General features: G+C 69.1%; 25 protein-coding genes, 1 tRNA gene and 1 other RNA gene. 12 read left to right on the forward strand and 15 right to left on the reverse strand.

Annotation, left to right across the window (positions count from 1 at the left end; all coding sequences use genetic code 11):
* Positions 1-122: 122 nt before the first annotated feature.
* Genes AWB92_RS05640 through AWB92_RS05650 form a run of 3 tightly spaced genes read right to left on the reverse strand, consistent with a single transcriptional unit; the run spans position 123 to position 3,683 of the window.
* Positions 123-1,178: a dihydrodipicolinate reductase gene (locus AWB92_RS05640; protein ID WP_085184439.1), complete on the reverse strand. Its 1,056-nt coding sequence runs from the start codon at positions 1,176-1,178 to the stop codon at positions 123-125.
* A 37-nt stretch (positions 1,179-1,215) separates the two neighbouring features.
* On the reverse strand, positions 1,216-2,361 hold the full coding sequence (locus AWB92_RS05645) for a hypothetical protein (RefSeq protein WP_085184440.1): 1,146 nt from the start codon (positions 2,359-2,361) through the stop codon (positions 1,216-1,218).
* The gene (locus tag AWB92_RS05650) at positions 2,358-3,683 is read right to left on the reverse strand and encodes a hypothetical protein (protein ID WP_085184441.1); all 1,326 of its coding nucleotides are present in this window, start codon (positions 3,681-3,683) and stop codon (positions 2,358-2,360) included. The genes AWB92_RS05645 and AWB92_RS05650 overlap by 4 nt, the downstream gene beginning before the upstream one ends.
* Positions 3,684-3,781: 98 nt before the next feature.
* Between AWB92_RS05650 and AWB92_RS05655 the strand changes: the two genes are divergently transcribed.
* The gene (locus AWB92_RS05655) at positions 3,782-4,081 is read left to right on the forward strand and encodes a hypothetical protein (RefSeq protein WP_231982141.1); all 300 of its coding nucleotides are present in this window, start codon (positions 3,782-3,784) and stop codon (positions 4,079-4,081) included.
* A gap of 5 nt (positions 4,082-4,086) precedes the next feature.
* Here the strand turns inward: AWB92_RS05655 and AWB92_RS05660 are convergent, their stop codons facing one another.
* From AWB92_RS05660 to AWB92_RS05670, 3 genes are all read right to left on the reverse strand, one after another.
* On the reverse strand, positions 4,087-5,433 hold the full coding sequence (locus tag AWB92_RS05660; RefSeq protein ID WP_085184442.1) for a CHAT domain-containing protein: 1,347 nt from the start codon (positions 5,431-5,433) through the stop codon (positions 4,087-4,089).
* Positions 5,430-7,166 (reverse strand): hypothetical protein, encoded by a 1,737-nt coding sequence (locus tag AWB92_RS05665; RefSeq protein WP_085184443.1) that lies wholly within the window; start codon positions 7,164-7,166, stop codon positions 5,430-5,432. Before AWB92_RS05665 ends, AWB92_RS05660 begins: the two co-directional genes overlap by 4 nt.
* Positions 7,167-7,261: 95 nt before the next feature.
* Complete coding sequence (locus AWB92_RS05670; protein ID WP_068107046.1) at positions 7,262-7,750, reverse strand: lipoprotein LpqH; 489 nt, start codon at positions 7,748-7,750, stop codon at positions 7,262-7,264.
* Positions 7,751-7,888: 138 nt separating this feature from the next.
* Between AWB92_RS05670 and AWB92_RS05675 the strand changes: the two genes are divergently transcribed.
* Entirely contained in the window at positions 7,889-8,263 is a 375-nt protein-coding gene (locus AWB92_RS05675; protein WP_085184444.1) for a hypothetical protein, read from the forward strand.
* Positions 8,260-9,000 (forward strand): enoyl-CoA hydratase/isomerase family protein, encoded by a 741-nt coding sequence (locus AWB92_RS05680; protein ID WP_085184445.1) that lies wholly within the window; start codon positions 8,260-8,262, stop codon positions 8,998-9,000. Before AWB92_RS05675 ends, AWB92_RS05680 begins: the two co-directional genes overlap by 4 nt.
* 1 nt (position 9,001) lies before the next feature.
* On the opposite strand, the gene AWB92_RS05685 is transcribed toward AWB92_RS05680, so the two are convergent.
* Both AWB92_RS05685 and AWB92_RS05690 read right to left on the reverse strand, forming a co-directional pair.
* A complete protein-coding gene (locus AWB92_RS05685) occupies positions 9,002-9,784 on the reverse strand; it encodes a hypothetical protein (protein WP_085184446.1) in 783 nt (260 codons plus the stop codon).
* 117 nt (positions 9,785-9,901) lie between these two features.
* Positions 9,902-9,990, reverse strand: a tRNA-Ser gene (locus AWB92_RS05690).
* 67 nt (positions 9,991-10,057) lie between these two features.
* Here AWB92_RS05690 and ffs point away from each other — a divergent pair.
* The 3 genes from ffs (at position 10,058) to AWB92_RS05705 (ending at position 13,404) form a co-directional block, all read left to right on the forward strand.
* Positions 10,058-10,154: signal recognition particle sRNA small type (ffs, locus tag AWB92_RS05695), an RNA gene on the forward strand.
* A 51-nt stretch (positions 10,155-10,205) separates the two neighbouring features.
* Positions 10,206-11,498, forward strand: coding sequence for an aminotransferase class I/II-fold pyridoxal phosphate-dependent enzyme (locus AWB92_RS05700; RefSeq protein WP_142281952.1), 1,293 nt, complete (start codon positions 10,206-10,208; stop codon positions 11,496-11,498).
* 127 nt (positions 11,499-11,625) lie between these two features.
* Positions 11,626-13,404, forward strand: coding sequence for a DNA polymerase III subunits gamma/tau (locus AWB92_RS05705; protein WP_085184447.1), 1,779 nt, complete (start codon positions 11,626-11,628; stop codon positions 13,402-13,404).
* 61 nt (positions 13,405-13,465) lie between these two features.
* Here the strand turns inward: AWB92_RS05705 and AWB92_RS05710 are convergent, their stop codons facing one another.
* Together AWB92_RS05710 and AWB92_RS05715 are read right to left on the reverse strand one after the other, a co-directional pair.
* Positions 13,466-14,776: a class I SAM-dependent methyltransferase gene (locus tag AWB92_RS05710; RefSeq protein ID WP_193791389.1), complete on the reverse strand. Its 1,311-nt coding sequence runs from the start codon at positions 14,774-14,776 to the stop codon at positions 13,466-13,468.
* Positions 14,773-16,170 carry an FAD-binding oxidoreductase gene (locus AWB92_RS05715; RefSeq protein WP_085184448.1) on the reverse strand — a complete coding sequence of 466 codons (1,398 nt, stop codon included), beginning with the start codon at positions 16,168-16,170 and terminating at the stop codon, positions 14,773-14,775. The genes AWB92_RS05710 and AWB92_RS05715 overlap by 4 nt, the downstream gene beginning before the upstream one ends.
* A 71-nt stretch (positions 16,171-16,241) precedes the next feature.
* Here AWB92_RS05715 and AWB92_RS05720 point away from each other — a divergent pair, with 71 nt between their 5' ends.
* Positions 16,242-16,679: an SRPBCC family protein gene (locus AWB92_RS05720; protein ID WP_068107055.1), complete on the forward strand. Its 438-nt coding sequence runs from the start codon at positions 16,242-16,244 to the stop codon at positions 16,677-16,679.
* On the opposite strand, the gene AWB92_RS05725 is transcribed toward AWB92_RS05720, so the two are convergent.
* A complete protein-coding gene (locus AWB92_RS05725) occupies positions 16,676-17,437 on the reverse strand; it encodes an Rv3717 family N-acetylmuramoyl-L-alanine amidase (RefSeq protein ID WP_193791390.1) in 762 nt (253 codons plus the stop codon). The genes AWB92_RS05720 and AWB92_RS05725 overlap by 4 nt on opposite strands.
* A gap of 98 nt (positions 17,438-17,535) precedes the next feature.
* On the opposite strand from AWB92_RS05725, the gene AWB92_RS05730 reads away from it, so the two are divergent.
* Together AWB92_RS05730 and recR are read left to right on the forward strand one after the other, a co-directional pair.
* Entirely contained in the window at positions 17,536-17,889 is a 354-nt protein-coding gene (locus AWB92_RS05730) for a YbaB/EbfC family nucleoid-associated protein (RefSeq protein WP_068107057.1), read from the forward strand.
* A 13-nt stretch (positions 17,890-17,902) separates the two neighbouring features.
* Positions 17,903-18,514, forward strand: coding sequence for a recombination mediator RecR (gene recR / locus AWB92_RS05735; RefSeq protein ID WP_068187739.1), 612 nt, complete (start codon positions 17,903-17,905; stop codon positions 18,512-18,514).
* Between the two features lie 119 nt (positions 18,515-18,633).
* Here recR and AWB92_RS05740 read toward each other — a convergent pair whose 3' ends face one another.
* The 3 genes from AWB92_RS05740 to AWB92_RS05750 all read right to left on the reverse strand — a co-directional run bounded on the left by AWB92_RS05740 (position 18,634) and on the right by AWB92_RS05750 (position 21,309).
* Positions 18,634-19,287: a C39 family peptidase gene (locus AWB92_RS05740; protein WP_085184449.1), complete on the reverse strand. Its 654-nt coding sequence runs from the start codon at positions 19,285-19,287 to the stop codon at positions 18,634-18,636.
* A gap of 92 nt (positions 19,288-19,379) precedes the next feature.
* Positions 19,380-20,087 carry a type 1 glutamine amidotransferase gene (locus tag AWB92_RS05745; protein ID WP_085184450.1) on the reverse strand — a complete coding sequence of 236 codons (708 nt, stop codon included), beginning with the start codon at positions 20,085-20,087 and terminating at the stop codon, positions 19,380-19,382.
* Entirely contained in the window at positions 20,080-21,309 is a 1,230-nt protein-coding gene (locus AWB92_RS05750) for a Mur ligase family protein (RefSeq protein ID WP_085184451.1), read from the reverse strand. The genes AWB92_RS05745 and AWB92_RS05750 overlap by 8 nt, the downstream gene beginning before the upstream one ends.
* A gap of 164 nt (positions 21,310-21,473) precedes the next feature.
* Here AWB92_RS05750 and AWB92_RS05755 point away from each other — a divergent pair, with 164 nt between their 5' ends.
* The 3 genes from AWB92_RS05755 to AWB92_RS05765 are packed head-to-tail and all read left to right on the forward strand — an operon-like array spanning position 21,474 to position 23,525.
* Positions 21,474-22,466, forward strand: coding sequence for a DEDDh family exonuclease (locus AWB92_RS05755; protein WP_085184452.1), 993 nt, complete (start codon positions 21,474-21,476; stop codon positions 22,464-22,466).
* Positions 22,467-22,512: 46 nt separating this feature from the next.
* Positions 22,513-22,962: a hypothetical protein gene (locus tag AWB92_RS05760; RefSeq protein ID WP_068187750.1), complete on the forward strand. Its 450-nt coding sequence runs from the start codon at positions 22,513-22,515 to the stop codon at positions 22,960-22,962.
* Complete coding sequence (locus AWB92_RS05765) at positions 22,962-23,525, forward strand: TetR/AcrR family transcriptional regulator (RefSeq protein ID WP_085184453.1); 564 nt, start codon at positions 22,962-22,964, stop codon at positions 23,523-23,525. The genes AWB92_RS05760 and AWB92_RS05765 overlap by 1 nt, the downstream gene beginning before the upstream one ends.
* Here the strand turns inward: AWB92_RS05765 and leuA are convergent.
* On the reverse strand, positions 23,522-25,333 hold the full coding sequence (gene leuA, locus AWB92_RS05770; RefSeq protein WP_085184454.1) for a 2-isopropylmalate synthase: 1,812 nt from the start codon (positions 25,331-25,333) through the stop codon (positions 23,522-23,524). The genes AWB92_RS05765 and leuA overlap by 4 nt on opposite strands.
* Between the last annotated feature and the right edge of the window lie 128 nt (positions 25,334-25,461).

Below are 25,461 nucleotides of genomic sequence, written 5' to 3' on the forward strand. Positions count from 1 at the left end.
TGCCAACTGCACAGCGCCCGCCCCCGCAGCGGAACGAAGCAGACTATACGAGCAGACCGTTCGAATGTGGCCGTTTTCGCGAGTTCGGATCAAATCCAAATGACGCGTGAACTTTTCGCCCGTTACACCTTGGCGAAGCCTCTGGGAAGCGTCAGCGGCAGATCGGTGTAGGTGACGATGCCCGGCGGGGCGGCGACGACCGCCGGGACCGCGTTGATGGCGGGCAGCGCCGTCATGATGTGCCCGAGCGCCATGAAGTCGGCAATCGTCTCGGCCTGGAAGTACGGGGGCGGCAGGAAGCCGACCTTTGTTGTCACCGTTGGCTGCCCGTCGATCTGGATGACCCAGCCGTCCTGGTCGATCTTCCAGTCGGGCTCGAGCGTCTGTCCCTTGCGCCACCGGACGTTGAGGTCGATCAACGTCTTTTCGCCGACGACGCCCTGCCAGCTGATGTAGACGCCCGCGACACATCCGGCCGGAATCGTCCAGGACGCCATCTCGAGATCGGCTGTGGTCTGGGCGAATTCGGCCACGCAGCGCACCTCGTCGAGCTCGACGCCGAGCGCGTCGGCCACCAGCCGCACGGCCTCGCCGAAAATGGCGGTCCCCTTCCGGGCCATCTCCGCCAATTCCGGGTGGTCGATCGGCTGGCCGAAGCCGACCGGCTTCTCGGTGTCGGGCGAGTCGTAGAACGTGGTGTCTGCCGCCTCGATGACGGAGACCTTGTCGATCCGGTTGCACACCATTGCCGAGACGATGGCCAGCAGCTCGGCGAAGCCCGGGCTGACCCCGGAGCCGAACATCGTCGAGCCGCCCTTCTGGCAGGCCTCGACGATCCGGTCGCGGCCCTCGCCCAGGTTGGCTCCGGTGATGAACGACGCCGTCGTCACCACGTTGACGCCCGCGGACAGGATGCGGACCAGCTCGTCGACGTTGATCCACATGGGGTTGTAGACGACGCAGTCCGGTTTCAGCGCGAGCAGCGCGTCGACGTCGTTGGTGGCGCTCACGCCCAGCGGCGCGATGCCGACGAGTTCGCCGGCGTCGCGGCCGACCTTGCCTTCTGACCAGGCGTAGCAGCCCACGAGTTCGAGCATGGGATTGTCGGCGATCGACTGCAGCGAGCTCTTACCTACGTTTCCGGTGTTCCACTGGACGACCCGATAGTTGTTTGGCACTCGCTCAGCATAGGGACTGGCGCGGCCGCCGAGAAGCTCAGTAGTCGGATTCGCCGGCCAGGATCTCCGCCAGGAACGCGTCGTGCGGCGGCCGGTCCAGCCGTGCTCTGGCCCACCGGCGAACCCGCTCCCGGGTCTCGCGCGCCTCCGACGTCTGGGCGCCGACGGTCACCGACGTCGCCGACCAATCGTGATCCCAGGCGGCCGCCTCCGTCACCGGGCGCTGCTCGTCGTCGACGAGCGGCAGGACCGCGCCGCCGTGCGCGTCCAGGGCGCCGCTGCCGGTGACGTCCCCGGACCGCAGTCGCACCGCGATGCCGGTGGCCGGCTCCGGGCCGATGACGGCCGCCCGTACGACGGCGACCACCGCCGCGTCGGCCATCTGGACGGTCCAGTCGATGGTGTCCTCGCCCGCGTCGAAGATTCCGGGCGGAACCGCGCCCCAGCCGATGGACGCGACACCGCGGGCGATCGGGACCGCGCCGCGGCGAGCCGCGTCGGCACCGGCGGCCAGCGCGTAGTCGTCGCGCCGCCCGCTACCGACGCTGAGCTCCGCAGCCGGATCATCCAGCGCCGCATACAGTTCCGGCCAGCCGTCACCGTCCACACCGACCTCCTCGGCCAGCCCGGCGCCGGCCCGCACCAAATCGCGGATCCGCGGATCGCCGTCGCGCAGGTGTGCGAGCAGGGCGGGGCCGTGCGGTGCCAGTAGCCCCACCACGTCGGAATCCAGCGTGTCGTCGGTGAAGAAACCCTGCGCCCCGGAGGTCAGCAGCGCGACCTCGACGTCGAGCAGCGCGCGATCGAGGCCGGCGATGCCGTCGAGGCGGCTGGCCGGCCACCACCGCCGCAGCCAATGCCCGACGGCGAGTCGCCGCAGCGCATCGACCGAGCCCGGCACGACGTCCACCCCGGCGAGCTCGATGGTGTGCGGCTCGTCGGCTGCGCCGTCGAGTGCGGCCGCGAGCGCGACGTGCCCGGATTCGCCCAGGACGCGCCAAAGCCAGTCGGCGCGTGACAGATCGGTGAAGGTGATCCGGGCCTCCGAGGCCGCCGCGTCGCCGGGTGGTTCGTCGATCGTCCACGACAGCACGCCGCCGCTGACCTCCAGCACCGCGGCCAGCGGCGAATCGGCGGTGACGGGACCGGTGCTCCACAGTCCGGAATCGGCGACCAATCTCATCCGGCCACCTGCAGTTCCAGCATCGCCTTGATGCGTTGCCGATGGTCGAGGCTCACCGACCGCGCGACGCCCTCCAGCAGCGAGCGCACCTCGTCGACGTCGTCGCACGGTTCCTGCCAGACGTCGCGCCCGTGCAGCCGCGCCCACAGCCGGCTCAGGTAGGGCTGGGCATACGCGGCGAGGTCGTCGACCACCTGCCGTTGGCGCGGGTGGATCGGGCCGCCCTCGGCGAGGTAGCGCCGGGCGTGCAGCACGTAGGCCTCCTTGCGCAGCCGGGCCTGGATCTGGGCCGCCAGCGCGTAGCGGCTGGAGACCGAGGGGTCCAGCGGCGCCAGCTCGACGGCGATCTCGATGCCGGCCACCAGGGTCGCCTGTTTGTCCTCGGACAGCAGCCCCCAGGGTGCCGCGGCCCGGTCGACCTCCTCCTCGCACAGCAGCGGGATGTCGGGCAGCGCATCGCGGTCCAGCGCCCGCCGCAGCGTCGCGCGCACCCGGTCCACCACCGTGCGATCCAGCGGGCGATCGCTGTCGGAGCCGCCCGCGATCGGTGGCTGCCGTTGTGGCTGAGCCGAACTCAAGCCCAGCCCGACGATCGACCACGGCAGCTCGGCCGCCTCGACCCGGGCCAGGGCCCCGAGGTTGTACGGTGTGGCGTCGGCGATCACGGCCGACCAGACCCGCTGCCGGGCCGCCGCGGCGCGGTGGCTGTCGGCCGGCCCCAGCACCGTGCCCAGCTCGGCAAAAAACGCAGCGGCGCCCGTCGGCGCTTCCGGGGCTTGCACGTCGCGCCAGCTGCGGTCGAGCTGGGCGGCCAGCCCGGCCACCACATCCGGGCCCGCCACGTATTGGTGCAGCACCTCGATCGCGGTGCGGTCGCGGCCCTGGTGAATGTCGTTGAGCACCGCGGCCGCCGTCTCGCTATCCTGCGGCGCCGGTGGGCCTTTCGTCACGGCGAGCTCGAAGCATACCGGGAAGTACAATTCCTGGGCGTTGCCGGTGCGGATGCGCTGCCTACGGCGCTCGAGCTTGAGAGTGTCGAACCACGCTGCGGCGGAACGTAATTCGCGCGCGTTGCCGATGATGAGCTCGTGCATGGCCGCTGCGGTCTCCGGTGAGACGACGGGGGCCGAATACTGCGGGTTGGATCGCAGCCGGAGCACCAGGGGATCGATGATGCGCTTGACGGTCCGGCTCAAGGGGCCGCCGTCGTCGCTGCTGAGCACCTCGACGCCGGGGCCGATCGCGCGCCACGCGGCCTCGATCACCGACCGGCGTGGGTGGCCCGCGGCGACGACCGTCGCAACCTGCGAATCCGCGCTCATTCCGACAGGATAGGGGCTCTCCGAAAATATCCGTAGCCGGAAAGTTGGGTTCGGTAGCCGTTTGGGCGTTCCAACCTGGTGGCATGAGGAAGCTGATCATGCTGCTGTCGGGCGTCGTGCGGATCCCGTTCGCTCCGCGCCGCAACACCGCCGGGCCCACCGTCGGAGTCGGCACCGTGCGCACCGTCGGCGACGAGCGCCAGGTTTTCATCGAGGTCGTGGCCGTGTCCGGCGAGACGTTCATCGGGAAACTGGCCCGCTGTGACGGCGATGCCGACGTGTCGATGCTGCGCCCGGGCCTGGTCGTCCTGGTGGCGTTCGATCCCGCTGCCCGCGAGGAGCTTTCGCTGCCCGACGATGTGGTGGCCGTCAACGCGTCCTGGCTGGCGTCGATCTGAGTGCGCTATCGCGCGCCGTCCACCGCGAAACTGACCATGGCGGCCCAATAGAGCGGGCTGGCGGTGAGGACGCCGTCACGCCAGCGGCGCATCTGCGCGCGCTGCCAACGGTTCAGCGCGCACCCCGCGTCGGCGCCGTCGTGCGCGTCGTCCACGGCGACAACGACATCGGCCATCGGGTCGGCTGCGTCGGCGGCGGCGAACCGTCGATAGGCCGCGGATGTGGGCAGTGACCACAAGGTGGCGCTCACCAGCTCGGCGCCGCCCAGGACCATCGCCGCCACGAGGCCTGTCGCCTCGTCGAATTGATAGTCGCCGCCCGATCCGCAGGCCAGCAGGGCGACCCGTGGGGGGATGGGCAGTTGTAAGGACATCAGGTCCGATGCGGTCATCGGGCGATGATCGCCGGTGGGCTCAGCGTCCCCGGGAACATCCGCCGTGCAGGCCAGGTGCAGCGCCGCGCGGTCGGCCTGGCCGTGCGCCGAACTGGCGTGGCCGACATACATGAGCCGGCTGGGGGATTGTGCGAGCTGCTTGGCCAGCCAGACGCGGTCGGCATCCTGACGGCGGAACAGCTCGACGGCGTCGTCGACTTCGGGCAGCACCGGCCGGCGGCGCATCAGCCCGGCGAAGTGTTGCGCCAATTGCGTTGCCGCCGAGGGCCTCCCGAGCACCGAGCCGAGCTCGGAGTCCGGGCGCTGCCCGGGCACCCGGGGGTCGAGGACCAGCACCGGGGGCCCGTGCCGCCGGGCGTCCCAGCCGGCCGGCGCCCGTGGCGAGTGCACGATGTTGGGCGGCACCGCCATCAGCACGTCGACCAGTTCCATCAGCCGATGCCCATCGGTGCGGGCGCCAATATCGTCGAGCTGCCAAGGGATCTGGGCGGCCACCCGGCCGCTGGAGGTGATGGCATCCTGGCGCGCGCGCACGAGCTCTTCCTTGCTCGGCCCCGATTTCGGCACGGCCAGCAGGCCCCACGGCACGCGGGCCAGCCGAGCGCTGGGCGAGACGAACAACACCGCGCGCGGGGTGGACACGCATTCCGTCAGCAGCTGCCAGCCGGGCGCGCCGATGAGCAACACCCCGAGGATGTAGGCCATCGTCAACTCGGTGTCCGGCGCCGCGAATGGACCCGTCGTCAGCGCGCGCTCGATGGCGTCGCGACGGCTTTCCGTGCCGTTGGGCTCCGGTAGGGCGCCGGCCAGTTCCTGCAGCGCCGCGAGCAGGATCGGATCCTCGATCACCCAGTTGACCGTCTTGGACGGCTGCCCGACGATCCGCAAGCTCCCGTAGGTGACGATTCCGACGTCGGCGAAGCGCAGGACGAGAGTCGGCCGGTCCGCGTCACTCATGGCCAGGTGGACCAGACGGGTTCGCCGGCGGTGACCTCGCGGCCATAGCGCTGCAACGCCAGTTCGCGGTAGTGGCTAAGGATCGGCGCGGCATCCGGATGCATCTGCAGCGGCGGCAGCGGGCCCAGCCGCGTGAGCGACCGGCCACCCAGCGCCGGCGGGCCGGCTGCGGCCAGCGCTTCGCCGTCCTCGATGAGCACCGCTGGGGTGGCCGTGGACGCCCACTCGCCGATCTTGGCGCGCTCCGGCTCCATGTCGAAAGTCCCTCGGGCACTGTGATACTCGACCAGCTCGCTGATCAGCTCGGTGTTCTCCCACTCCCACGCGACGGCGAAGGCGCCGGCCAGGATGGGCGCCGAAACGCTGGTCGCCCAACGTGATCGCGCGTCGGCGTCGGCGATCGAATACCGGACCGAGTCGACCGCGAGCGCGGCCGGCACCTTGAGCTCCGCGGCCTGTTCGAGCTTGCTCATGCCGCGCCAGTATTCCGGGGTGCCGATCTCGCCCTTGAGGATGCCGAGGCCCTCGGCCTGCCGCGCCTCGGTTTCCTCCAGCGTTTCGTCGGGATCGCCCGAGCTGTCGAAGCCGAGGTCCGCCAACGCATCCGCGCGCCACACCGTGCCGAGCTGGTTGTCGAGCTGGGCGTATTGCAGCCAACTGCTGCGCGGCGACGAGTCGAGCAGTTCCCGCGCCTGGGCGATCAGCTCGACCGCGTCGGCGAATTTACTCCAAAAGATCGCGATCCAGCTGCGTTGCAACAGAATACGGTGCAGGTACAGCGGCTTTCCGAGTTCGCGCCAGTGCCGCTCGGCGTGCTCCCAGCACTCGTCGGCCGCCTGGAGGGCCCCGGACCCCAGCCGGGTGAAGCCCATGTAGAGCCAGCACCGAGCGATGTCGTGCGCACGGTCGTAGCGGGCGATGACGGGGTAGGCCTCCGAGACCAGTTGCTCGGTGCCGGCGTGGTCGGCAGATGCCCAGCAGGCCGCCGCGCGTTCCAATTGTGTTCTGGCCGTTGCCAGTTCCCAGCCGTTCGCTTGTGCGCGGGCGCCAGCCCGGCGCAGCCAGGGTTCGGCCTCGGCCAGTCGCCCGGTCTCGACGCAGAACCTGCCGTACTCGGTGGCCGCCGCCACCCGCAGATAGTCGCCGAACGGGCTGTCGCTGCGCAGGCGATCCGGATTCTCCAGCGCGGCCAGCACCTGCTCCCATAACGGAACCGACTGCACGTGAAGGTCGTCGTCGCAGAGCGCGCTGGCGCAGAGCATCTGCGCGTAAGTGACCAGGTAGCCGTGCTCGTCGGCGAGGTCGGCGAAATCCGCCTTGGGGGCCGTGTCCGACAACGCGGCCAGCGCCGCCGCGGCGCCCTCGTGATCGCCGAGGGCCGCGGCCAGTCCCGTTTCCAAAAACTGCGCCCGCTGCGAATACCGCACCATCATGTGCGCCACCTCGGCGTCGGACATGCGCACCTGTTCGGCGGCCTCCGGCATGGTGCCGGCGGCAATGCCCGAGTAGACGGCCAGGCAGTCGCGGATGCGCCGGATCGATTCGCGCACTCCGTCATTCGCCCCGCGCGCCAGGTAGATCTCACCGAGCTGTGCCAGGGCTTCCAGCATCAGGTCGTCCCGGTCTTCCCGCTCGATGCGCGGGACCAGCGACAGCAGCAGATCCCGCGCCGAGTTCTCGTCGGCGGCGAACGCCAACCGGCGGGCGTTCTCCAATTCGCCGGGGATCGACACGGCTGCATCATAAGTCCGCCGCCGTGACCGTGGCGAGGAACCGAAGCGGCGGGCGTTTGAGTGAGGGCACGCCCGCCGCTTCGGCGTTCGATCGATCAACCGCAGGTCACCTTGATGCTGAAGTCCTTGGTGATCATCCCGGCCATCGGGTTCTTCATGTCGGCGCCCTGAGCCTGTCCCGTGATGGTGTACGTCTTGCCGTCCACCGACACGTTGGCCGAGCCGACCTTCGCACCCATGCCGTTGCTGACCGACAAGGCGTTGCCGTCGACGAAGAGCGCGAGCGACTCGACCGCCGGGGGGTTCGCGTCGGTCATCACCACGGCCAGCGCCTGCTGGGGCCCACTGGTGGTGCCGCTGCCGATGTCAATCTTGCCGCCGGTCCTGACGCAGGTCACCGCGGACGGGTTCAGGCCGGGCAGGTCGGTGCCGCCCACCTTGACTTGCGCGTTGGTGCCGGTGCCGGTGGAGGCACTGGGCGCCGTGCTCGACGCCGGGCTGGCTGAGTGGCCCCCGCTCGAGCAGCCCACCAGCGCAGAGGCGACGCCGAGGGTTCCAATCGCTCCCACGAGAAGACGTTTCACTGCAGTTCCTTCCTTCATGCGCCGCCCCAGTGGCGTCGTCATGGGCGCAAGTACAGACCGGCCGCGTCGCTACCGATCCCAATTTCGACGGTCACCCGGTAGGCTGCCTCGACACGGCCCCACGAAGGGAGACGCGCAATGGCGAGCGTGAAATGGCTGGAACAGCCTGAGGCGCATGACTTCCCGGCGGCGGCCGACTACCTCGCCTTGCTCGCGGAGCCGGGCACCGCCAACGAGTTGGCCGAAAAGCTGAAGTCCGGAGTCGTCAGCCACAAGAAGGCCAAGGACATCCTGCGGGCGGCGCAACTGAGGCTGCTTCCCGAAGACAATCCGCACGTCGCCGCGGATCTGTCCAAGATCAAGAAGGGGCAGGCGTTGTCACCGATTCTGCTGGTGCGCGGCGACTTCACGGCCGGTATCCCGCTGCAGATCGCCGACGGCTACCACCGGGTGTGCGCGAGCTATCACACCGACGAGAACACCGACATCCCCGTCGTCATCGTGTCATCGTGATCGAGATCGAAGCCGCCGGCGCGGTCCGGGTCCTGACGATTTCCTCCGGGCGCGTCAACGCCCTCGACGTCGAGCTGCTCAGGGAGCTGACCGACGCCCTGGGCGAGCTGCAGCACTCGGGTGCCCCCGCGCTCGTCGTCACCGGCACCGGTCGCGCGTTCAGCGCCGGGGTCGACCTCAACCGCGTGGTGGACGGCGGTGCGGCCTACACCGACCGGCTGATCCCGGCGCTGTCCGAGGCGTTCGAGGCGCTGTTCTGCTATCCGGGCCCGACGGTGACCGCGGTGAACGGAGCCGCCATTGCCGGCGGGTGCGTGCTGGCCTGTGCCTGCGACCGCCGGCTGATCGGCCCGGAGGCACAGATCGGGGCGACCGAGGTCCGGGTCGGAGTGGCGTTTCCGGTCGCCGCGCTCGAGGTGATGCGGTACGCGTGCGGGGACCGCGCGGAAGAGGTGGTGCTCGGCGGCGGTGTTTACCGGGGCGAGGACGCCGTCGCCAACCGGCTGGCCCACCGCGTCGTCGCCGACGATCTCCTCGGGGCGGCGGTGGCGGAGGCCGCCGACCTGGGTGGCATCCCGACGGACGCCTACCGGCACACGAAAGCGCAGCTACGGGCCCCCACCCTGGCCCGGATGCGCGAGGGCGCCCTCGTCGACAGCGAGGTGCGCCAGCTCTGGGGCTCGGACGAGACGCAGCGGCGCATCGCCGCCTACGTCGAGAGCCTGCGGCGCCGCTGAATTATTCGTCGAGCGCGACGCCGCCGCGGGTGCGCCTGCGGCGCATCCGGTGTGAGCCCTTGCCGGTCGGCCGGCGGTTCTGCAATCCGCCCCGCGGCTCGTCGGCAGCTTCGGCTTCCTCGGCGGCCGGTTCGGCTTCCGTCTCGGCCTCGGCGCTGGCCTCGACGGGCTCTTCGGCCTTTTCCGTTTCTTCGGTTTCTTCGGCTTCTGCGGTCTCGTCGGGCTCTTCGGCCTCTTCGGTGACTTCGGCCTCGGTGTCTTCGGCCTCGGTGTCTTCGGCCTCGTCCGCCTTCTGGCGGCGAAGGCCCCGCTTCTTGGGCTGCTTGGCCTTCTTCGGCTTGATCGGTTTCGGCGGTGGCGGCGGCAATTCGGCGATAAACGACAGGTAGAACGCGAAGATGCCGATCACGCCGATCGCGGCGGCGGCGCCGTAGACGGCGAACAACCACCGCCCGGCGTGGTCCAGGCTGAGCCAGATCTCGCTGATCGCCGTGCCGATGATGAGCACGCCGGAAAGCACGTGGGCCACGATGGACCAGAGCCGGATGGACAGGGCGAGCTGGGGCGTCCCCAATTCCGGCTTTCGGGTCCGCAACTGGGTGAACACCACCGGAAGGGCGGCCAGGGCCACCAGGGCACCCGTCACGATCCGAAGCGTCGTCCCCAACGAATGCGTGGTGTCGCCCATCAACTCAGGCCAGCGGGGCAGCACGAAAAAGAAGTAGAGGACGCCGGCAGCGATCGAAAACGACGCGTGCCACGGTATGGCGACCTTGCGCCCCATACGCCTCCTCATGCTGGTGCCGGGGCCACGTCGGCCCGGTACGCCAGCCTAAAGGCCGTTCAGAGCGATTCCAAACAACCCCCGTGCGTGGTCGCGCCTCAAACCGAGGGCGACCGGTGGCGGAGGATGCGGGATTTGAACCCGCGAGGGCTGTTAACCCAACCCGCGTTCCAGGCGAGCGCCATAGGCCACTAGGCGAATCCTCCGTGGGCCATGGTAACCGAGGGGCGCGCGGTCGCTGCCGGTTGTTGTGGGCTTGGGTATTAGACTCGCCGGAGGACCCCGCGCGGCGTCTATCCTGTGAACTCCCCCAGGGCCGGAAGGCAGCAAGGGTCAATGGGCTCTGTCGGGTGCGCGGGGTCCCCTATGTCCGATGTGTGGCGGACCTCGAATCCAGCGTTCAACAACGAAAGGTCCCCTGGTGGCGTTCGACTCCCTCAGCCCTGACGAGCTGGCCGCGGTGCACGCCCGCAACCAGCAGGATTACGCGGAGCTGCAGGCCAAGAAGCTGGCCCTTGATCTGACGCGCGGCAAACCCTCGCCGGAGCAGCTCGACCTGTCCAACCAGCTACTGAGCCTGCCCGGCGACGACTACCGCGACGCCGAGGGCACCGACACCCGCAACTACGGGGGTCTGCACGGCCTGCCCGAACTGCGGGCCATCTTCGGCGAGCTGCTGAGCATCCCGGTGCAGAACCTGATCGCCGGCAACAACTCCAGCCTGGAGCTGATGCACGACCTCGTCGCCTTCTCGATGCTGTACGGCGGGGTCGACTCGCCGCGGCCCTGGAAGGACGAGCCGGCCGTCAAATTCCTGTGCCCCGTCCCCGGCTACGACCGCCACTTCGCCATCACCGAGACGATGGGCATCGACATGATCCCGGTCCCGATGCTGCACGACGGGCCGGACGTCGACCTGATCGAGGAGCTGGTCGCCGTCGACCCTGCGATCAAGGGGATGTGGGCGGTGCCGGTGTTCGGCAACCCCACCGGGATCACCTATTCCTGGGAGACGGTTCGCCGGCTGGTGCAGATGCGCACGGCCGCGCCCGACTTCCGGCTGTTCTGGGACAACGCGTACGCGGTGCACACCCTGACGCACGATTTCATCCGCCAGGTCGACGTGCTGGGCCTGGCGGCCACGGCCGGCAACCCGAACCGGCCCTACGTCTTCGCGTCCACCTCGAAGATCACCTTCGCCGGTGCCGGGGTCAGCTTCCTGGGCGGGTCGCTGGGCAACATCGCTTGGTACCTGCAGTACGCGGGCAAGAAGTCGATCGGCCCGGACAAGGTGAACCAGCTGCGCCACCTGCGCTTCTTCGGCGACGCCGACGGCGTGCGCCTGCAAATGCTGCGCCACCAGCAGATCCTGGCGCCCAAGTTCGCGCTGACGCTCGAGATCCTGGATCAGCGGCTCGGCGACTCGAAGATCGCCTCGTGGACCGACCCGAAGGGCGGCTATTTCGTCAGCCTTGACGTGCTGCCAGGCACGGCGCGGCGCACCGTCGCCCTGGCCAAGGACGCGGGCATCGCGGTGACCGAGGCGGGCGCGTCGTTCCCGTACCGCAGGGATCCCGACGACAAGAACATCCGGATCGCGCCGACCTTCCCGTCGCTGCCGGACCTGCGCGACGCGGTCGACGGGCTGGCGACCTGCGCGCTGCTGGCGGCCTCCGAGTCCCTGCTGGCGTCCTCCCCGTCGAGTGTGAGCTGACGGCTTTCGCTGTGCGCCCAGGGCGGAAAATCCGGCGAATTCCCGCCGCACGTTCACACTGAAAGCCGCGGATGCACACCCGACGCTGCCCGGGCTTTAGTCAGCCCGCGACGGTAGCCTGCTGACCGTGGCCCTCTACCGCAAATACCGACCGGCAACCTTCGCCGAAGTAGTAGGGCAGGAGCACGTCACCGAGCCGCTGTCCATCGCCCTGGAGGCCGGCCGAATCAACCACGCGTACTTGTTTTCCGGGCCGCGCGGCTGCGGAAAGACGTCGTCGGCGCGCATCCTGGCCCGGTCGTTGAACTGTGCGCAGGGCCCGACGGCCAACCCGTGCGGGGTTTGCGAATCCTGCGTCGCGCTGGCGCCCAATGCGCCGGGCAGCATCGACGTGGTGGAGCTCGACGCCGCCAGCCACGGCGGCGTGGACGACACGCGCGAGCTGCGCGACCGCGCGTTCTATGCACCGGCGCAATCGCGCTACCGGGTGTTCATCGTCGACGAGGCGCACATGGTGACCACCGCCGGGTTCAACGCGCTGCTCAAGATCGTCGAGGAGCCGCCCGAGCACCTCATCTTCATCTTCGCCACCACCGAGCCGGAGAAGGTGCTGCCGACGATCCGGTCGCGCACCCACCACTACCCGTTCCGGCTGCTGCCGCCGAAGACCATGCGGGCGCTGGTCGGGCGGATCTGCGAGCAGGAGGGCGTCGTCGTCGACGACGCGGTGTATCCGCTGGTGATCCGCGCCGGCGGTGGCTCGCCGCGCGACACGCTTTCGGTGCTCGATCAGTTGCTGGCCGGGGCCGAGGGCAATCACGTGACGTATCAGCGCGCGCTGGGCCTGCTGGGCGCCACCGACGTCGCACTGATCGACGACGCCGTCGACGCGCTGGCCGCCGCGGATGCCGCCGCATTGTTCGGCGCGGTCGAATCGGTGATCGACGCCGGGCACGACCCGCGGCGTTTCGCCACCGACCTGTTGGAGCGCTTCCGCGATCTCATTGTGCTGCAAGCGGTTCCGGATGCCGTGAGCCGCGGCGTGGTGGATGCGCCCGAGGACGTGCTGGACCGGATGCGCGAGCAGGCGGCGCGCATCGGCCCGGCGACGCTGACCCGCTACGCCGAGGTCGTGCAGGCCGGGCTGGGTGAGATGCGTGGCGCGACGGCGCCGCGCCTGTTGCTCGAAGTGATCTGCGCGCGGCTGCTGCTGCCGTCGGCCAGCGACGCCGAGTCGGCGCTGCTGCAGCGCATCGAGCGGATCGAGACCCGGCTGGGCGTCTCGATCCCGGCGTCGGAGGCCGCCGCTGAGCCCAGCCCACCGCCGCGGCGGGTGACCGTTTCCCGGCCACAGCCGAAACCTGAGCCCACGCCCGAGCCGGCGCCCGAGCCGGCTCCGGCGCCGGCACCCGCTCCCGAACCCGAATCCGCCTCCGCCCCAGGTGAACTCAACGCGTCGGCGGTGCGGACCATGTGGCCGACGGTGCGTGACAAGGTGCGCCAGCGTTCCCGCACCACGGAGGTGATGCTCGCGGGCGCGACGGTCCGCGCAGTGGAGGGCGACACGTTGGTGCTGACCCACGCGTCGGCTCCGCTGGCCAAGCGGCTGTCCGAACAGCGCAACGCCGACGTCATCGCCGAGGCGCTCAAGGACGCGCTAGGGGTGAGCTGGCGAGTGCGCTGCGAGGTCGGCGACCCGGCGCCCGCGCCGACCGCTCCACCGCCGGTGGTGCGGGAAGCGCCGCCGGACGAGCCCGCCGACGCGGCTTCGTCTCAGCGCGACGAAGAGGAACACATGCTCGCCGAGGCCGGTCGCACCGAGGCGGGCCCACGGCGCGATCCGGAAGAGGTCGCACTCGAGCTGCTGCAGAGCGAGCTGGGCGCGCGCCGGATTGACGGCGGCTAGTGGCGACCGTAAGCGCGGCGTAGCCGGGCGCAACGGGTCGCCACCATCGGCTAGGCCGAAGCTAGGGCGTCCACCACGGCCGCAACGGCAGGTCGTCGTCGCCGCGGGCGTCGACGTTGGCCGCCAGCACGTGGTGCAGCTGAAGGTTGTTCTGCTCGAAGGCAACTCGTGAGGCCGCCATGTACAAGCCCCACACCTTAGCCGTCGCCAACCCGACCTCGGCGACTCCCTCGTCCCAATGTTCGACGAGGTTGCGGCACCAGTCGCGCAGCGTCATCGCGTAGTGATGCCGGAAGTTCTCCTCGTGCAACACCTCGAAACCGGCGTCCTGGATCTCGGTGACGATGCGGCCCGAGCCGGTCAGCTCGCCGTCCGGGAACACGTAGCGGTCGGTGAACCCGCCGGCGAACGAGGTCGACTTGTTGTCGTGCCGGGTGATGCAGTGATTGAGCAGCATCCCGCCGGTGCGCAACTTGGACTTCAGGAAGCCGAAGTACGCGGGGTAGTTCTTGACACCGATGTGCTCGGTCAGGCCGATCGAGGAGACGGCGTCGAATCCCGCCTCGGCGACGTCGCGGTAGTCGGAGTGGCGCACCTCGGCGAGGTCCGCCAGGCCCTCGTCCTCGATCGCCCGCCGCGCCCACTTCGCCTGCTCGGCCGACAGAGTGGCACCGATCGCGCGGACACCGCGCCGCGCCGCATAGCGCACCATGCCACCCCAGCCGCAGCCGACGTCGAGCAGCCGGTCGCCCGGCTGCAGCCGCAGCTTCTCGAAGATCAGCCGGTACTTGTTGTCCTGGGCCTCTTCCAGCGTCGCGTCGGCGTTCGGATAGACCGCGCAGGTGTAGGTCATCGACGGGCCGAGCACCCATTCGTAGAAGGTGTTGGAGACGTCGTAGTGGTGATGGATGGCCTCGGCGTCGCGGGTCTTGCTGTGCATGACGCCGGCGGCCACGCGCCGCCACCGCGGCGGCGCCTCCTCCGGCGGTGGGGCGACGGGGAGCAAATGCTCGAGGCCCATCGACCGGACGACGTTGGCGAGCACCCGCGCCGACGGTCGCTTGAAGTCGACCCGGTCCGTCAGCGTCTTGAGCAGCGGGTATGGATCGCCGGGATGCACGCCGTACGTCTGCAGGTCACCCGACACGTAGGCGCGGGCGAGGCCGAGTTCGCCGGGGGCGGTGGCCAGATAGGTCGCGCCGCGAGGCGAACAGAGGTCCAGGCCCAGCTCGGCGTCCTCACTGCCGGCGGTGCTGCCGTCGTACGCGGTGAACTTCAGTGGGTGGCGCCCGGTCGCGGCGAAGATCTCCAGGATCTCGGCCATGCTGAGCTTGCCCGTAGTGGTGTGGCGGGGCTCTTTGGTTGTCGTCATCGCCGTTGCACCGCCTTTGCGTACAGGTCCAAAAGACGCGAGTCGGGGTCGTAGGTCTTTTTCACGGTCTTGTATGTCTCCCCGCCATAGAGTTCGTCAAACTCCTCGCGGGTGTAGAACGAGTCGGAGTACAGCGACTTGTGGCCGTCGAGCTCGCTGACCTTGGCCTCGATGGCACGGTTCGTCACCCCCGCTGCGCTTCCCCCGGCCGCCGGTACCGACGACCAGAACCCAATATTGACGTATGTGTGATCCGGCCGCATCGGATACAGCGGCCAGCCCTCGTGATCGCGCAGTCGCAGGGGGCACAACCAGATCGGGGTGATGGGCACGTTGTCCAGGAACCATTCCAAGAACCCGCAGGTCCGTTCGACCGGCACCTCGACGTCCTGCACCACGCGTTCGCGCGGCGGACGCCCGTGGCGCTTCTCGATCCGGTCGGCGATGCCGAGACGCTGGTCCAGGGCGATGAGTTTCGAGTAGACGCTGCTGCGCCGGTAGCGCCGCGGCCACCAGCGGCGCACCCGCGGGTTCTGCACGCCGAATGCCCGTGAGCACCAAAACCAGTCGGTGTCCCAGCGCCACAGGTAGTCGTGGATCGTCAGCCGATCGTCCTTGGTGGCTTCCACCCCGACCGAGTCGTGCCGAATCGATTGGTAGTAAATGTTTTTCCCGGTGTAGTCGCTGACCGGGCCCGGCGTGCCGGTCCGACGGCCCACGCACAGGTAGCTTTCGTCGGCGCTGAATACCACGCCGTCCAGGTAGTCCACCGGCGTGCCGCCCTGCCCGCCGGTGTCGATGATGCGTTCCATCGCCGCGACCAGCTCGGGCAGCGAGCGGAATCGGATGTGCCGCAGCGCCACGAACGGTGCGACGGGTTCCAGCTCGATCCGTATCCTGGTCGAATAGCCCAGCGTCCCATAGGAATTCGGGAAGGCGCGGAACAGGTCGGGATGCTGGGTGCGCGACGTGGTGAGCAATTCGCCGGCGCCGGTGAGGATGTCCATCTCGAGCACCGACTCGTGCGGCAGGCCGTTGCGAAACGACGCCGACTCGATGCCCAGGCCGCTGACCGCGCCGCCGAGTGTGATGGTCTTCAATTGCGGAACCACCAGTGGCGAAAGGCCATACGGCAGGGTCGCGGCCACCAGATCCTCGTATGTGCACATGCCGGCGACGTCGGCGGTGCGGGATTCGGAATCGACAGAGAGAACGCCGGTCAAACCGGAGGTGTCCAGGCCGCGTGAATCGCGTTTGGTGCGGGCGCGGAACAGGTTTGAGGTGGGCTTGGCGAGCCGGACGGCGGACGTCGTCGGGATGGATCGATAACTCGCCATCAACCGATCGACGCCCGCTGCGTGAGCCGAGAGTGCAGATCCAGGGACAGGCACCACATATACCCTAGTCTTCGAAAACAGCCCGTGCACCAGAGCGCGGGCGCGATTAGCAGGAGGAGTCGGGCCTGATGGGCCAGGTGAGCGCAGCCAGCACGATCTTGATCAACGTCGGGCCCGAGGCCACCCTTGCCGCGGTGGCGGACTACCAGAAGGTGCGTCCGAAAATCTTGTCCCCGCAGTACAGCGAGTACCAGGTGCTGCAGGGCGGCCAGGGTGCGGGCACCGTCGCCAAGTGGAAGCTGCAGGCCACCAAGTCGCGAGTTCGCGACGTGCAGGTGGACGTCGACGTGGCCGGCCACACCGTCATCGAGAAGGATGCGAACTCGTCCATGGTGATCAACTGGACGGTCGCACCGGCCGGACCGGGGTCCAGCGTCACGGTGAAGACCACCTGGACCGGCGCGGGCGGCGTCAAGGGCTTCTTCGAGAAAACCTTTGCGCCGTTGGGGCTGAAGAGGATTCAGTCCGAGGTGTTGACGAACCTGAAGAACGAACTGGAAAGTTAGCGCGCCTGGCCCTGGGTGGCCAGGAAGCCCGCGACACCGCGGACCAGCGCGTCGGCGTATTTCTGGCGGCCGTCGGCCGACTCCATCAGCGCCGAATCCACCGGATTCTTCATGTTGCCGCACTCGACGAGGATCGACGGGTACTGCGCCAGGTTCAGGCCGGCGAGGTCCGAACGTCCGTACAAGCCGTCCTGGCCGATGTAGTTGGCGGGCGGAATGCCCGAGGCCTGCAACTGGTCACGCATGATCCGCGCATACTGCACCGACGGCCCGGCCTGCGCCTGGTTCAGCGGCGGGGCCGAGTAGTTGACGTGAAAGCCGCGCCCGGACGGCGGGCCGCCGTCGGCGTGGATGCTCAGGATCGCGTTGGGGTGCAACGCGTTGGCCGCGGCGGCACGCGCATCGACGCACGGTCCCAGGCCGGTGTCGTCGCCGCGCGACATGGCGGTCCGCACGCCCAGGGCGTTGAGTTCGGCGCGCACTCGCAGCGCGGTGTCCCAGGTGAACGTGTGCTCCATGTAGCCGCTGTTGGTCGACGTCCCACTGGTCTGGCAGTCCTTCGTGCCGCCGCGCCCGGTGGGCACCTGCCGCCCGATGGACGCGTCGTTCGAGCCGTTGTGGCCGGGATCGATGAAAACGACCATCCCGGCGATGTTGGACGGGACGGCCGTCGCCGTCGGCATGATCGCCGTCGACGCGGCAACCAGCGCGCCGACCACCAGTTTGATTCCGACACGCCTGCTCAGTCGTAGGTCCACCGCGCAAAGGTAACGTCGCGCGGTCTACGCTGAGTGTTCCGAATCGCCCGACACCCGCAGGCGAAACCAACTCGAGACCAAGATGCGAGGGGATTGTCATGCAACCCGGAGGCGACATGTCGCAACTGCTCGCCCAGGCGCAGCAGATGCAGCAAAAGCTATTGGAAGCCCAGCAACAGCTCGCCAACTCCGAGGTGCACGGTGAGGCCGGCGGGGGTTTGGTCAAGGTGACCGTCAAAGGCAGCGGCGAGGTGGTCGGCGTGCAGATAGACCCCAAGGTCGTCGATCCCGCCGACATCGAGACCCTGCAGGATTTGATCGTCGGCGCCATGGGCGACGCGTCGGCCCAGGTCACCAAGATGGCGCAGGAGCGGTTGGGCGCGCTGGCCGGTGCCATGGGCGCCCCGCCGGCCAAACCGCCGGCGCCGCCCACCCAACTGCCGGGGCTCTAGACGTTATCCCGACATGTTTGAGGGACCCGTCCAGGACCTGATCGACGAGCTGGGCAAGCTGCCGGGCATCGGGCCGAAGAGCGCGCAGCGCATCGCGTTTCACCTGTTGTCGGTCGAGCCGCACGACATCGACCGGCTGACCGCGGTGCTGGCGAAGGTCCGCGACGGTGTGCGGTTCTGCGCGGTGTGCGGCAACGTCTCCGACGACGAGCGGTGCCGAATCTGCGCCGATCCCCGCCGGGACGGCTCGCTGGTGTGCGTGGTCGAGGAGCCGAAGGATATTCAGGCCGTCGAACGCACCCGCGAATTCCGCGGCCGCTACCACGTGCTCGGCGGCGCGCTCGATCCGTTGTCCGGGGTGGGCCCCGACCAGCTGCGCATCCGCGAGTTGCTGAGCCGCATCGGTGAGCGCGTCGACGACGTCGACATCACCGAGGTGATTATCGCCACCGACCCCAACACCGAGGGGGAGGCGACCGCCACCTACCTGGTTCGGATGCTGCGCGACATCCCCGGCCTGACGGTGACGAGGATCGCGTCGGGGTTGCCGATGGGCGGCGACTTGGAGTTCGCCGACGAGCTGACGCTGGGCCGCGCGCTCACCGGCCGCCGGGCGATGGTCTGACGGTTCCCGACCGCCGCTCTCCCGGGGGATGGGCGACCGCCGAATTTGATCGCGCATGCGCTATCAAATTCGGCACCGACCACATGCCTGTAGCTTTGAGTCGCTATTGAGAGCGTCCGTCACCGGGTCACGACGGCGAAGTTGTCACTGGTGTTCCACGCAGCCTCGAAGGTAGCGATGGAAACCTGTTCGTCGCGGCCCGCCGCGGCGCCGCTGTCGTTGAGGTGCACCAGGTTGGTCTTGGTGTCGATGCCGGTGACGACCACGAAGTGGTTTTCCTGGGAGCGGTCGCCGCCCGAGTTCCAGATGATCCGGTCGTTGAGCCCGACGATCACCTTGCGTCCCTGGTCAAGGTCCTGCTCAAGGGCGCCGATGTTGGTGTGCACGGCGTCGGACGCGATGCCGTAGTGCGCCAGCAGCACCGGCAGGTCCGAGTTCTTGGTCTTGCCGGTGGGCTTGTAGATGGGTCCGGGGTGGCTCACGCTCGGGGTGTTCGCGGCCACGCCGGTGATCTCGTCCTCGGAGGGTTCGCGGCCGGTGATCTGGCCGACCACGTCGGCGACGGCCATCTCGCCGCAATCGAGGTTTTGCTGCTGGTAGCGCCAGTAGGGCGCGGCGGCGACCGGGTCGCCGTGCATGCCCTCATGGGTCGGGGCGGGGGCCGCATCGGCCGCCCCCGCGAACGCGACCATCGAGCCGGCGGCCGCACTCAGCACGGCCGCGAGATCGACAATGCGCGCCGCGGCGGCGAGCCGGGTTCTCGTGTTGCTCATGGGGATCCCTTTCTCGGTGGGGGACTCGAGAAAAGGCTGGGCGGCGGCCCTAGGTGGATTCTTGAAGGATTCTTGGAGCGCAGGTCGGCGGGCTAGCGGGCGGTCAGCCGCTCCCGGCGCAGCAGGTCCACCTCGGGCAGCTGCAGCGGCGCCAGCTCGCCCACCACCTTGGCGAGCAACAGGTCGGCCAGCTCCGGGTTGCGCGCCAGGCACGGCCCGTGCATGTAGGTCGCGACGACGCTGCCCTGCACCGCACCGTCGAAGCCGTCGCCGGCCCGGTTGCCGGCGCCCTTGACCACCGCGCCCAGCGGTGACGCGGCCGGTCCCAAAACCGTTCCGCCCCTGTGGTTTTCGAAGCCGGTCAGCGGTTGTGTCAACCCGGCCGGCAGCGGCTCGCTCACCAGTTCGCCGATGGTGCGCCGGTCCTGCGGCGAGGTGGTCAGGTCCAGCATGCCGACGCCGTCGACGCGTTCCCCGGCCGACGTCTCGTACCAGTGCCCGAGCACCTGGATGGCCGCGCAGATCGCCAGCACAGGGGCGCCCCGCTCCGCGGCGCGCTGCAGGCCCGGGTGCTTGATCAGGTGCTTGGTGGCCAGCCGCTGCGCGTAGTCCTCCGCCCCGCCCAGCGTGTACAGGTCAAGCGACTCCGGAACCGGGTCGGCCAGCGTGATCTCGACGATCTCGGCGGCCACCCCCCGCATCCGCAGGCGTTGCCGCAGCACCAGGGCGTTGCCACCGTCACCGTAGGTGCCCATCACGTCGGGCAGCACCAGCCCGATCCGCACGGTCGAGTCAGCCATGGCGCGCCAATGCTCGCTGCAGCTGCAGGAAGGCGGTGTAGTTGGCGACGACCTCGACGCGCCCGGGCGGGCACGACGCGATGGCCGCCACGGTGTCGTGCACCAGCGTGTGCTCGACGCCCGCGTACCCGAGGCGCACCGCCAGGTCGGTGCCGCGTTCGCCGGCGGCGACGACCGAGGTCTCGTCGAAATGCTCGAACCGCACGTCCCACAGCCAGGACAGGTCCTCGCCGTCGGGCACCTGCCCGTTGACCGCGATCACCACCCCGGCCGCGTGCTTGTCCACCATCGACAGCGCCTCCTGCCAGCCGGCGGGGTTCTTGGCCAGCAGGATCCGCGCCTCGTGCTCGCCGACGCTGACGCTGCGGTAGCGCCCGGCGACCTCGTCGACTTGGGAAACCGCCGCCACCGCTTTCGCCGGGTCGGCGCCCAGGGCGACGGCGGCGGCCACGGCCTGCGCGGCGTTGCCCCGGTTCACCGTGCCCGGCAGCGCCAACCGCATCGGCAGGACCAGGCCGTCGGGCCCGTACAGCGTGTCGTCATCGAACCACCACTGCGGGCTGGGCCGCTTGAAATCGGCGCCGGTGGAGTACCAGTGCCCCCTGTCCCGGACGATGACCTCGCCGCTGCGCGGGCAGCTGACCGAGTCGTTCGCCCACGAACCGCCCGCGGCCACCCACACCACGTTGGGGCTGTCGTAAGCCGCGGAGGTCATCAGCACGTCGTCGCAGTTGGCGACGACGACGGCGTCCGGATGCCGGGCCAGGCCGGCCCGCAGCGTGCGCTCGATCACGTTGATCTCGCCCACCCGATCGAGCTGGTCACGCGACAGGTTGAGCAGCACGATGACGCTGGGTTCGACCGCATCGGAGACGTGCGGCACGTGCATCTCGTCGACTTCTAGGGCGGCCAGCCCGGCACGCCGATCGGCGGCCAGCGCGGCCACCAGGCCGGCGTCCATGTTGGCGCCCTCGGCGTTGGTTGCCACCGGGCCCAGGGTCGCGAGGGCGGCCGCGGTCATCCGCGTGGTCGTCGATTTACCGTTGGTGCCGGTGACGATGACGGTGCGCCTCCCGACCCCCAGCTGGCGCAGCACCGAACGGTCCAGGGTCATCGCCACCAGCCCGCCGATCATCGCGCCGGCCCCGCGACCGGTGACCCGCGACGCCCAACGCGCGCTCGCCCCCGCGGCGAGCGCCAGGCGTGCACGGGTGGTGATCACCCGCGCAGTTTATTAGGGCGATCGCAAGCGCGGCGCTGTGCGCCGGGCGCTGCGGGTCGCCCTCATCGGTTTAGGGCGGGCCGCCCGCATCGATTTCCGTAGGCGATCGCGACACGAGGGCAGAACGACCAGGTGATGTCGGTCCGGCGTGCCATCCTCACTTCATGAACCGGGTGTCCTGGGGGCGGCCGGCCAGCGAGCCGGGCGGGGGTTGGGCCGTTATCGACGTCGAAACCTCGGGGTTTCGGCCGGGCCAGGCGCGGATCATCAGCATCGCCGCGCTGGGGCTGGACGCCAGCGGCCGGGTCGAGCAGTCCGTGGTCAGCCTGCTCAATCCCGGGGTGGACCCCGGGCCCACCCACGTGCACGGCCTCACCCCCGCGATGCTCGAGGACCAGCCGCAGTTCCGCGACATCGTCGGCGACCTCGTCGAGGTCCTGCGCGGCCGCACGCTGGTGGCGCACAACGTCGCCTTCGACTACTCGTTCCTGGCCGCCGAGGCGGAGCTCGCCGAGGCCGAACTGCCCGTCGACAACGTCATGTGCACGGTCGAGCTGGCGCGCCGGCTAGACCTCGGGGTCGACAACCTGCGGCTGGAGACGCTCGCGGCGCATTGGGGTGTGGTCCAGGAGCGGCCGCACGACGCCTTCGACGACGCGATGGTGCTGACCGGGGTGCTGGAGTCGGCGCTCGAGCGGGCGCGCGAACGCGACGTCTGGCTGCCGGTGCGTCCGGTGACCCGGCGCCAATGGCCCAACGGGCGGGTGACCCACGACGAGCTGCGCCCGTTGAAGGTGCTGGCCTCGCGGATGCCGTGCCCGTATCTCAACCCGGGCCCGTATGTCCTTGGCCGGCCGCTGGTCCAGGGCATGCGAGTGGCGCTGGCCGCCGAAGTGGCGCGCACCCACGAGGAGCTGGTCGAGCGGATCCTGCACGCCGGGCTGGCCTACAGCGACGTCGTGGACGGGGAGACCTCGCTGGTGGTCTGCAACGACGCCGCCCCCGAGCAGGGCAAGGGCTATCACGCCCGACAGCTGGGGGTGCCGGTGGTATCCGACGCGCAGTTCATGGGCTGCGTCGGCGTCGTCGCCCGGGGCACCAGCATGGAGGAGTTCACCGACATCAACACGACGAACCCGCAGCTCGCGTTGTTCTGAGCGACCCCCCTTGTATCACTACACCTGTAGTAGTACCGTCTACGCTATGACAACCACTACAGATGTAGTACAGCGCGAGTCGTGGTGGGCTTCCTACCGTCGGCACGGTTATTTCTTTCGCCAAGCGGCGATGCTGACCATCTCGCTCGGTGTGCTGATCCACCTGTACCGGGTGATCTTCGGCGACGACCTCACGCTGAAATACGCGATGACCCTGACGACCGACAGGATCCTGCTGGTCCCGATGACCTATGCGGCCATCACCGGCGTCCTGGTGTGGCGGCGGGTGCGGTTCGCCAACAAGCCGCATCGGGCGTTCTTCACGGCATCGCTGGTGTACATCGCCGGCAGCGTCCCGCTGCACATCTGGTGCTCGTATGTCACCAAGGACCTGTCGCTGTACATGTGGTTTCGGCCGTGGTTCAGCTACCTGCTGTTGATCGTGGTCTATCCCGCCTTCCTGACGATGTTCTGGCGGCTGCGCTACAAAGACTGATGCCTCCCAATTCCGAGCGCCGCGCTCAGCTCCTCGACGCCGCGATCGGCATCCTCGCCGACACCGGCGTCGGGGGGCTGACTCATCGTCAGGTCGACGAGCGGGCGGGCCTGCCCGCGGGCACCACATCGAACTACTTCCGCACGCGCCAGGCGCTGCTCGAAGCCACGGCGGCGCGCACCGTCGACCTGCATTGGCAGCGCGTCGAGGCCTTGCAGGCCGCGATCGGGTCGCTCACCCGCGACGGCATCAAGGCACTGCTGACGCGGATGCTGTCCGACCCCGACGAGCAGGCCCGCGGCTACACGCTGGCGCGGTTCGAGCTGTTCATGGAGGGCACGCGCCGTCCGGAGCTACAGCCGTTCCTCAAGGACCTGCAGGCCGCGGCGGTGAAGTCGGCCACCCTCATCTTCGAGGCGGCGGGCTTCACCCCCGAACCGCAGCAGATGGAACAGCTGAGCCGCCTGCTCAACGGCTACGTGTTCAGCAACCTCACGATCCCGGGTGCCGACGACCCCACGGTGCTCGTGGACAATCTGCTGCGCGCGTTCTTCGACGCCTAACGCGAAGCCCGGTTCACCGCCGAGACCACGGCCCGTAGCGACGCGGTGGTGATCGACGGCGCGATCCCGACGCCCCACACCGTCCTGCCGCCGACCGAAGCCTCCACATACGCCGCCGCCTGCGCGTCGTCCCCCGAGCTCATCGCGTGCTCGGAGTAGTCCAGCACGGCGACGTCGAACCCGACGGTGCCCAGCGCGTGCACGAACGCCGCGAGCGGGCCGTTGCCGACACCGACGATCTCGGTCTCTACCCCGTTGACCTTGACGGTCGTGGTGATGGTCGTTGTGCCGCCGTCCTCCTCGGAGGCGTCGACCCGCTGCTTGATGCGCTCCAGCGGCCAGATCGGGGCCAGGTACTCCTCGGAGAACGCCTCCCACATCTCCTTGGGCGACACCTCGCCACCCTCGCCGCCCGTGCCTTCGGCGATCTTCTGGATCACCTGCGAGAACTCGATCTGCAGGCGCCGCGGCAGCGCCAGGCCGTGGTCGGCCTTCATGATGTATGCAACGCCGCCCTTGCCGGACTGCGAGTTGACCCGGATCACCGCCTCGTAGGTGCGTCCGACGTCCTTGGGGTCGATCGGCAGATACGGAACCTGCCAGAGCATGTCCTCGACGTCGGTGTCGGCGGCATCCGCATCCACCTTCATCTGGTCGAGGCCCTTGTTGATGGCGTCCTGGTGGCTGCCGGAAAACGCGGTGTAGACCAGGTCGCCGCCGTAGGGGTGACGCTCGTGCACCGGCAGCTGGTTGCAGTACTCAACGGTGCGGCGGATCTCGTCGATGTTGGAGAAGTCGATCTGCGGGTCCACGCCGCGGGAAAACAGGTTGAGCCCCAGGGTCACCAGGCACACGTTGCCGGTGCGCTCCCCGTTGCCGAACAGGCAGCCCTCGATTCGGTCGGCGCCCGCCTGGTAGCCCAATTCGGCTGCGGCGACGGCGGTTCCGCGGTCATTGTGCGGGTGCAGGCTGAGGATGACCGACTCGCGGTTGGCCAGGTTGCGGCTCATCCACTCGATCGAATCGGCGTACACGTTGGGCGTGGCCATCTCCACCGTGGCGGGCAGGTTGAAGATGATCGGGTTGTCGGGCGTCGGCGCGATGATCTCGCCGACGGCGTCGCACACCTGCTTGGCGTACTCCAGTTCGGTGCCCGTGTAGGACTCCGGTGAGTACTCGAAACGCCACTGCGTGCCCGGGTACTTGGCGGCCTCCTCGACGCACTTACGCGCGCCGTCGGTCGCGATGGCCTGCACGGCGGCCCGGTCGGCGCGAAACACCACACGGCGCTGCAGGATCGAAGTCGAGTTGTAGAAGTGCACGATGGCCCGCGGCGCGCCCTCGCACGCCAGGAAGGTGCGCTCGATCAGCTCCGGCCGGCACTGGGTCAGCACCTGGATCGTGACGTCGTCGGGAATGGCGCCTTCGCTGATGATCTCGCGGACGAAGTCGAAGTCGGTCTGGCTGGCCGACGGGAACCCGACCTCGATCTCCTTGTAGCCCATCCGCACCAGCAGGTCGAACATGCGTCGCTTGCGGGCCGGGCTCATCGGGTCGATCAGCGCCTGGTTGCCGTCGCGCAGGTCCACTGCGCACCAGAGCGGGGCGCGGGTGGTGACCCGGTCCGGCCAGGTGCGGTCGGCCACGCGGATGGGCTCGACTTCCTCGGCGAAGGGCCGATACCGGCCGATCGGCATGGACGAGCCGCGCTGCGGATTCCAGGCGGGTTGTTCGGGTCCGGGTGGGCCGGCGGGTTTGACAATGGTGCGGGCCGACTTATAGGCGTCGGGCGAATCTGGATTGGTCACGATAGTTGCTCCGGGGGATGAGAAGGAAACTCAGACCGGCGCATCGCGAACTCCCGCGACGGGAGGCCGGTCTTGATCAGACCCCGTCGCGGCGTCCGAGGAGGAGCACCCGCTGCACGTTGTGCACT

Source organism: Mycobacterium sp. IEC1808, assembly GCF_002101935.1.
In the GTDB taxonomy this organism is placed as follows: Bacteria; Actinomycetota; Actinomycetes; order Mycobacteriales; family Mycobacteriaceae; genus Mycobacterium.

Excerpts from the sequence above, each read along its gene's own strand:
- AWB92_RS05645 (WP_085184440.1), bottom strand. The coding sequence starts at position 2,361 with ATGAGATTGGTCGCCGATTCCGGACTGTGGAGCACCGGTCCCGTCACC.
- AWB92_RS05650 (WP_085184441.1), bottom strand. The coding sequence starts at position 3,683 with ATGAGCGCGGATTCGCAGGTTGCGACGGTCGTCGCCGCGGGCCACCCA.
- AWB92_RS05655 (WP_231982141.1), top strand. The coding sequence starts at position 3,782 with ATGCTGCTGTCGGGCGTCGTGCGGATCCCGTTCGCTCCGCGCCGCAAC.
- AWB92_RS05660 (WP_085184442.1), bottom strand. The coding sequence starts at position 5,433 with ATGAGTGACGCGGACCGGCCGACTCTCGTCCTGCGCTTCGCCGACGTC.
- AWB92_RS05675 (WP_085184444.1), top strand. The coding sequence starts at position 7,889 with ATGGCGAGCGTGAAATGGCTGGAACAGCCTGAGGCGCATGACTTCCCG.
- AWB92_RS05685 (WP_085184446.1), bottom strand. The coding sequence starts at position 9,784 with ATGGGGCGCAAGGTCGCCATACCGTGGCACGCGTCGTTTTCGATCGCT.
- AWB92_RS05710 (WP_193791389.1), bottom strand. The coding sequence starts at position 14,776 with ATGACGACAACCAAAGAGCCCCGCCACACCACTACGGGCAAGCTCAGC.
- AWB92_RS05720 (WP_068107055.1), top strand. The coding sequence starts at position 16,242 with ATGGGCCAGGTGAGCGCAGCCAGCACGATCTTGATCAACGTCGGGCCC.
- AWB92_RS05730 (WP_068107057.1), top strand. The coding sequence starts at position 17,536 with ATGCAACCCGGAGGCGACATGTCGCAACTGCTCGCCCAGGCGCAGCAG.
- recR (WP_068187739.1), top strand. The coding sequence starts at position 17,903 with ATGTTTGAGGGACCCGTCCAGGACCTGATCGACGAGCTGGGCAAGCTG.
- AWB92_RS05740 (WP_085184449.1), bottom strand. The coding sequence starts at position 19,287 with ATGAGCAACACGAGAACCCGGCTCGCCGCCGCGGCGCGCATTGTCGAT.
- AWB92_RS05745 (WP_085184450.1), bottom strand. The coding sequence starts at position 20,087 with ATGGCTGACTCGACCGTGCGGATCGGGCTGGTGCTGCCCGACGTGATG.
- AWB92_RS05755 (WP_085184452.1), top strand. The coding sequence starts at position 21,474 with ATGAACCGGGTGTCCTGGGGGCGGCCGGCCAGCGAGCCGGGCGGGGGT.
- AWB92_RS05760 (WP_068187750.1), top strand. The coding sequence starts at position 22,513 with ATGACAACCACTACAGATGTAGTACAGCGCGAGTCGTGGTGGGCTTCC.
- AWB92_RS05765 (WP_085184453.1), top strand. The coding sequence starts at position 22,962 with ATGCCTCCCAATTCCGAGCGCCGCGCTCAGCTCCTCGACGCCGCGATC.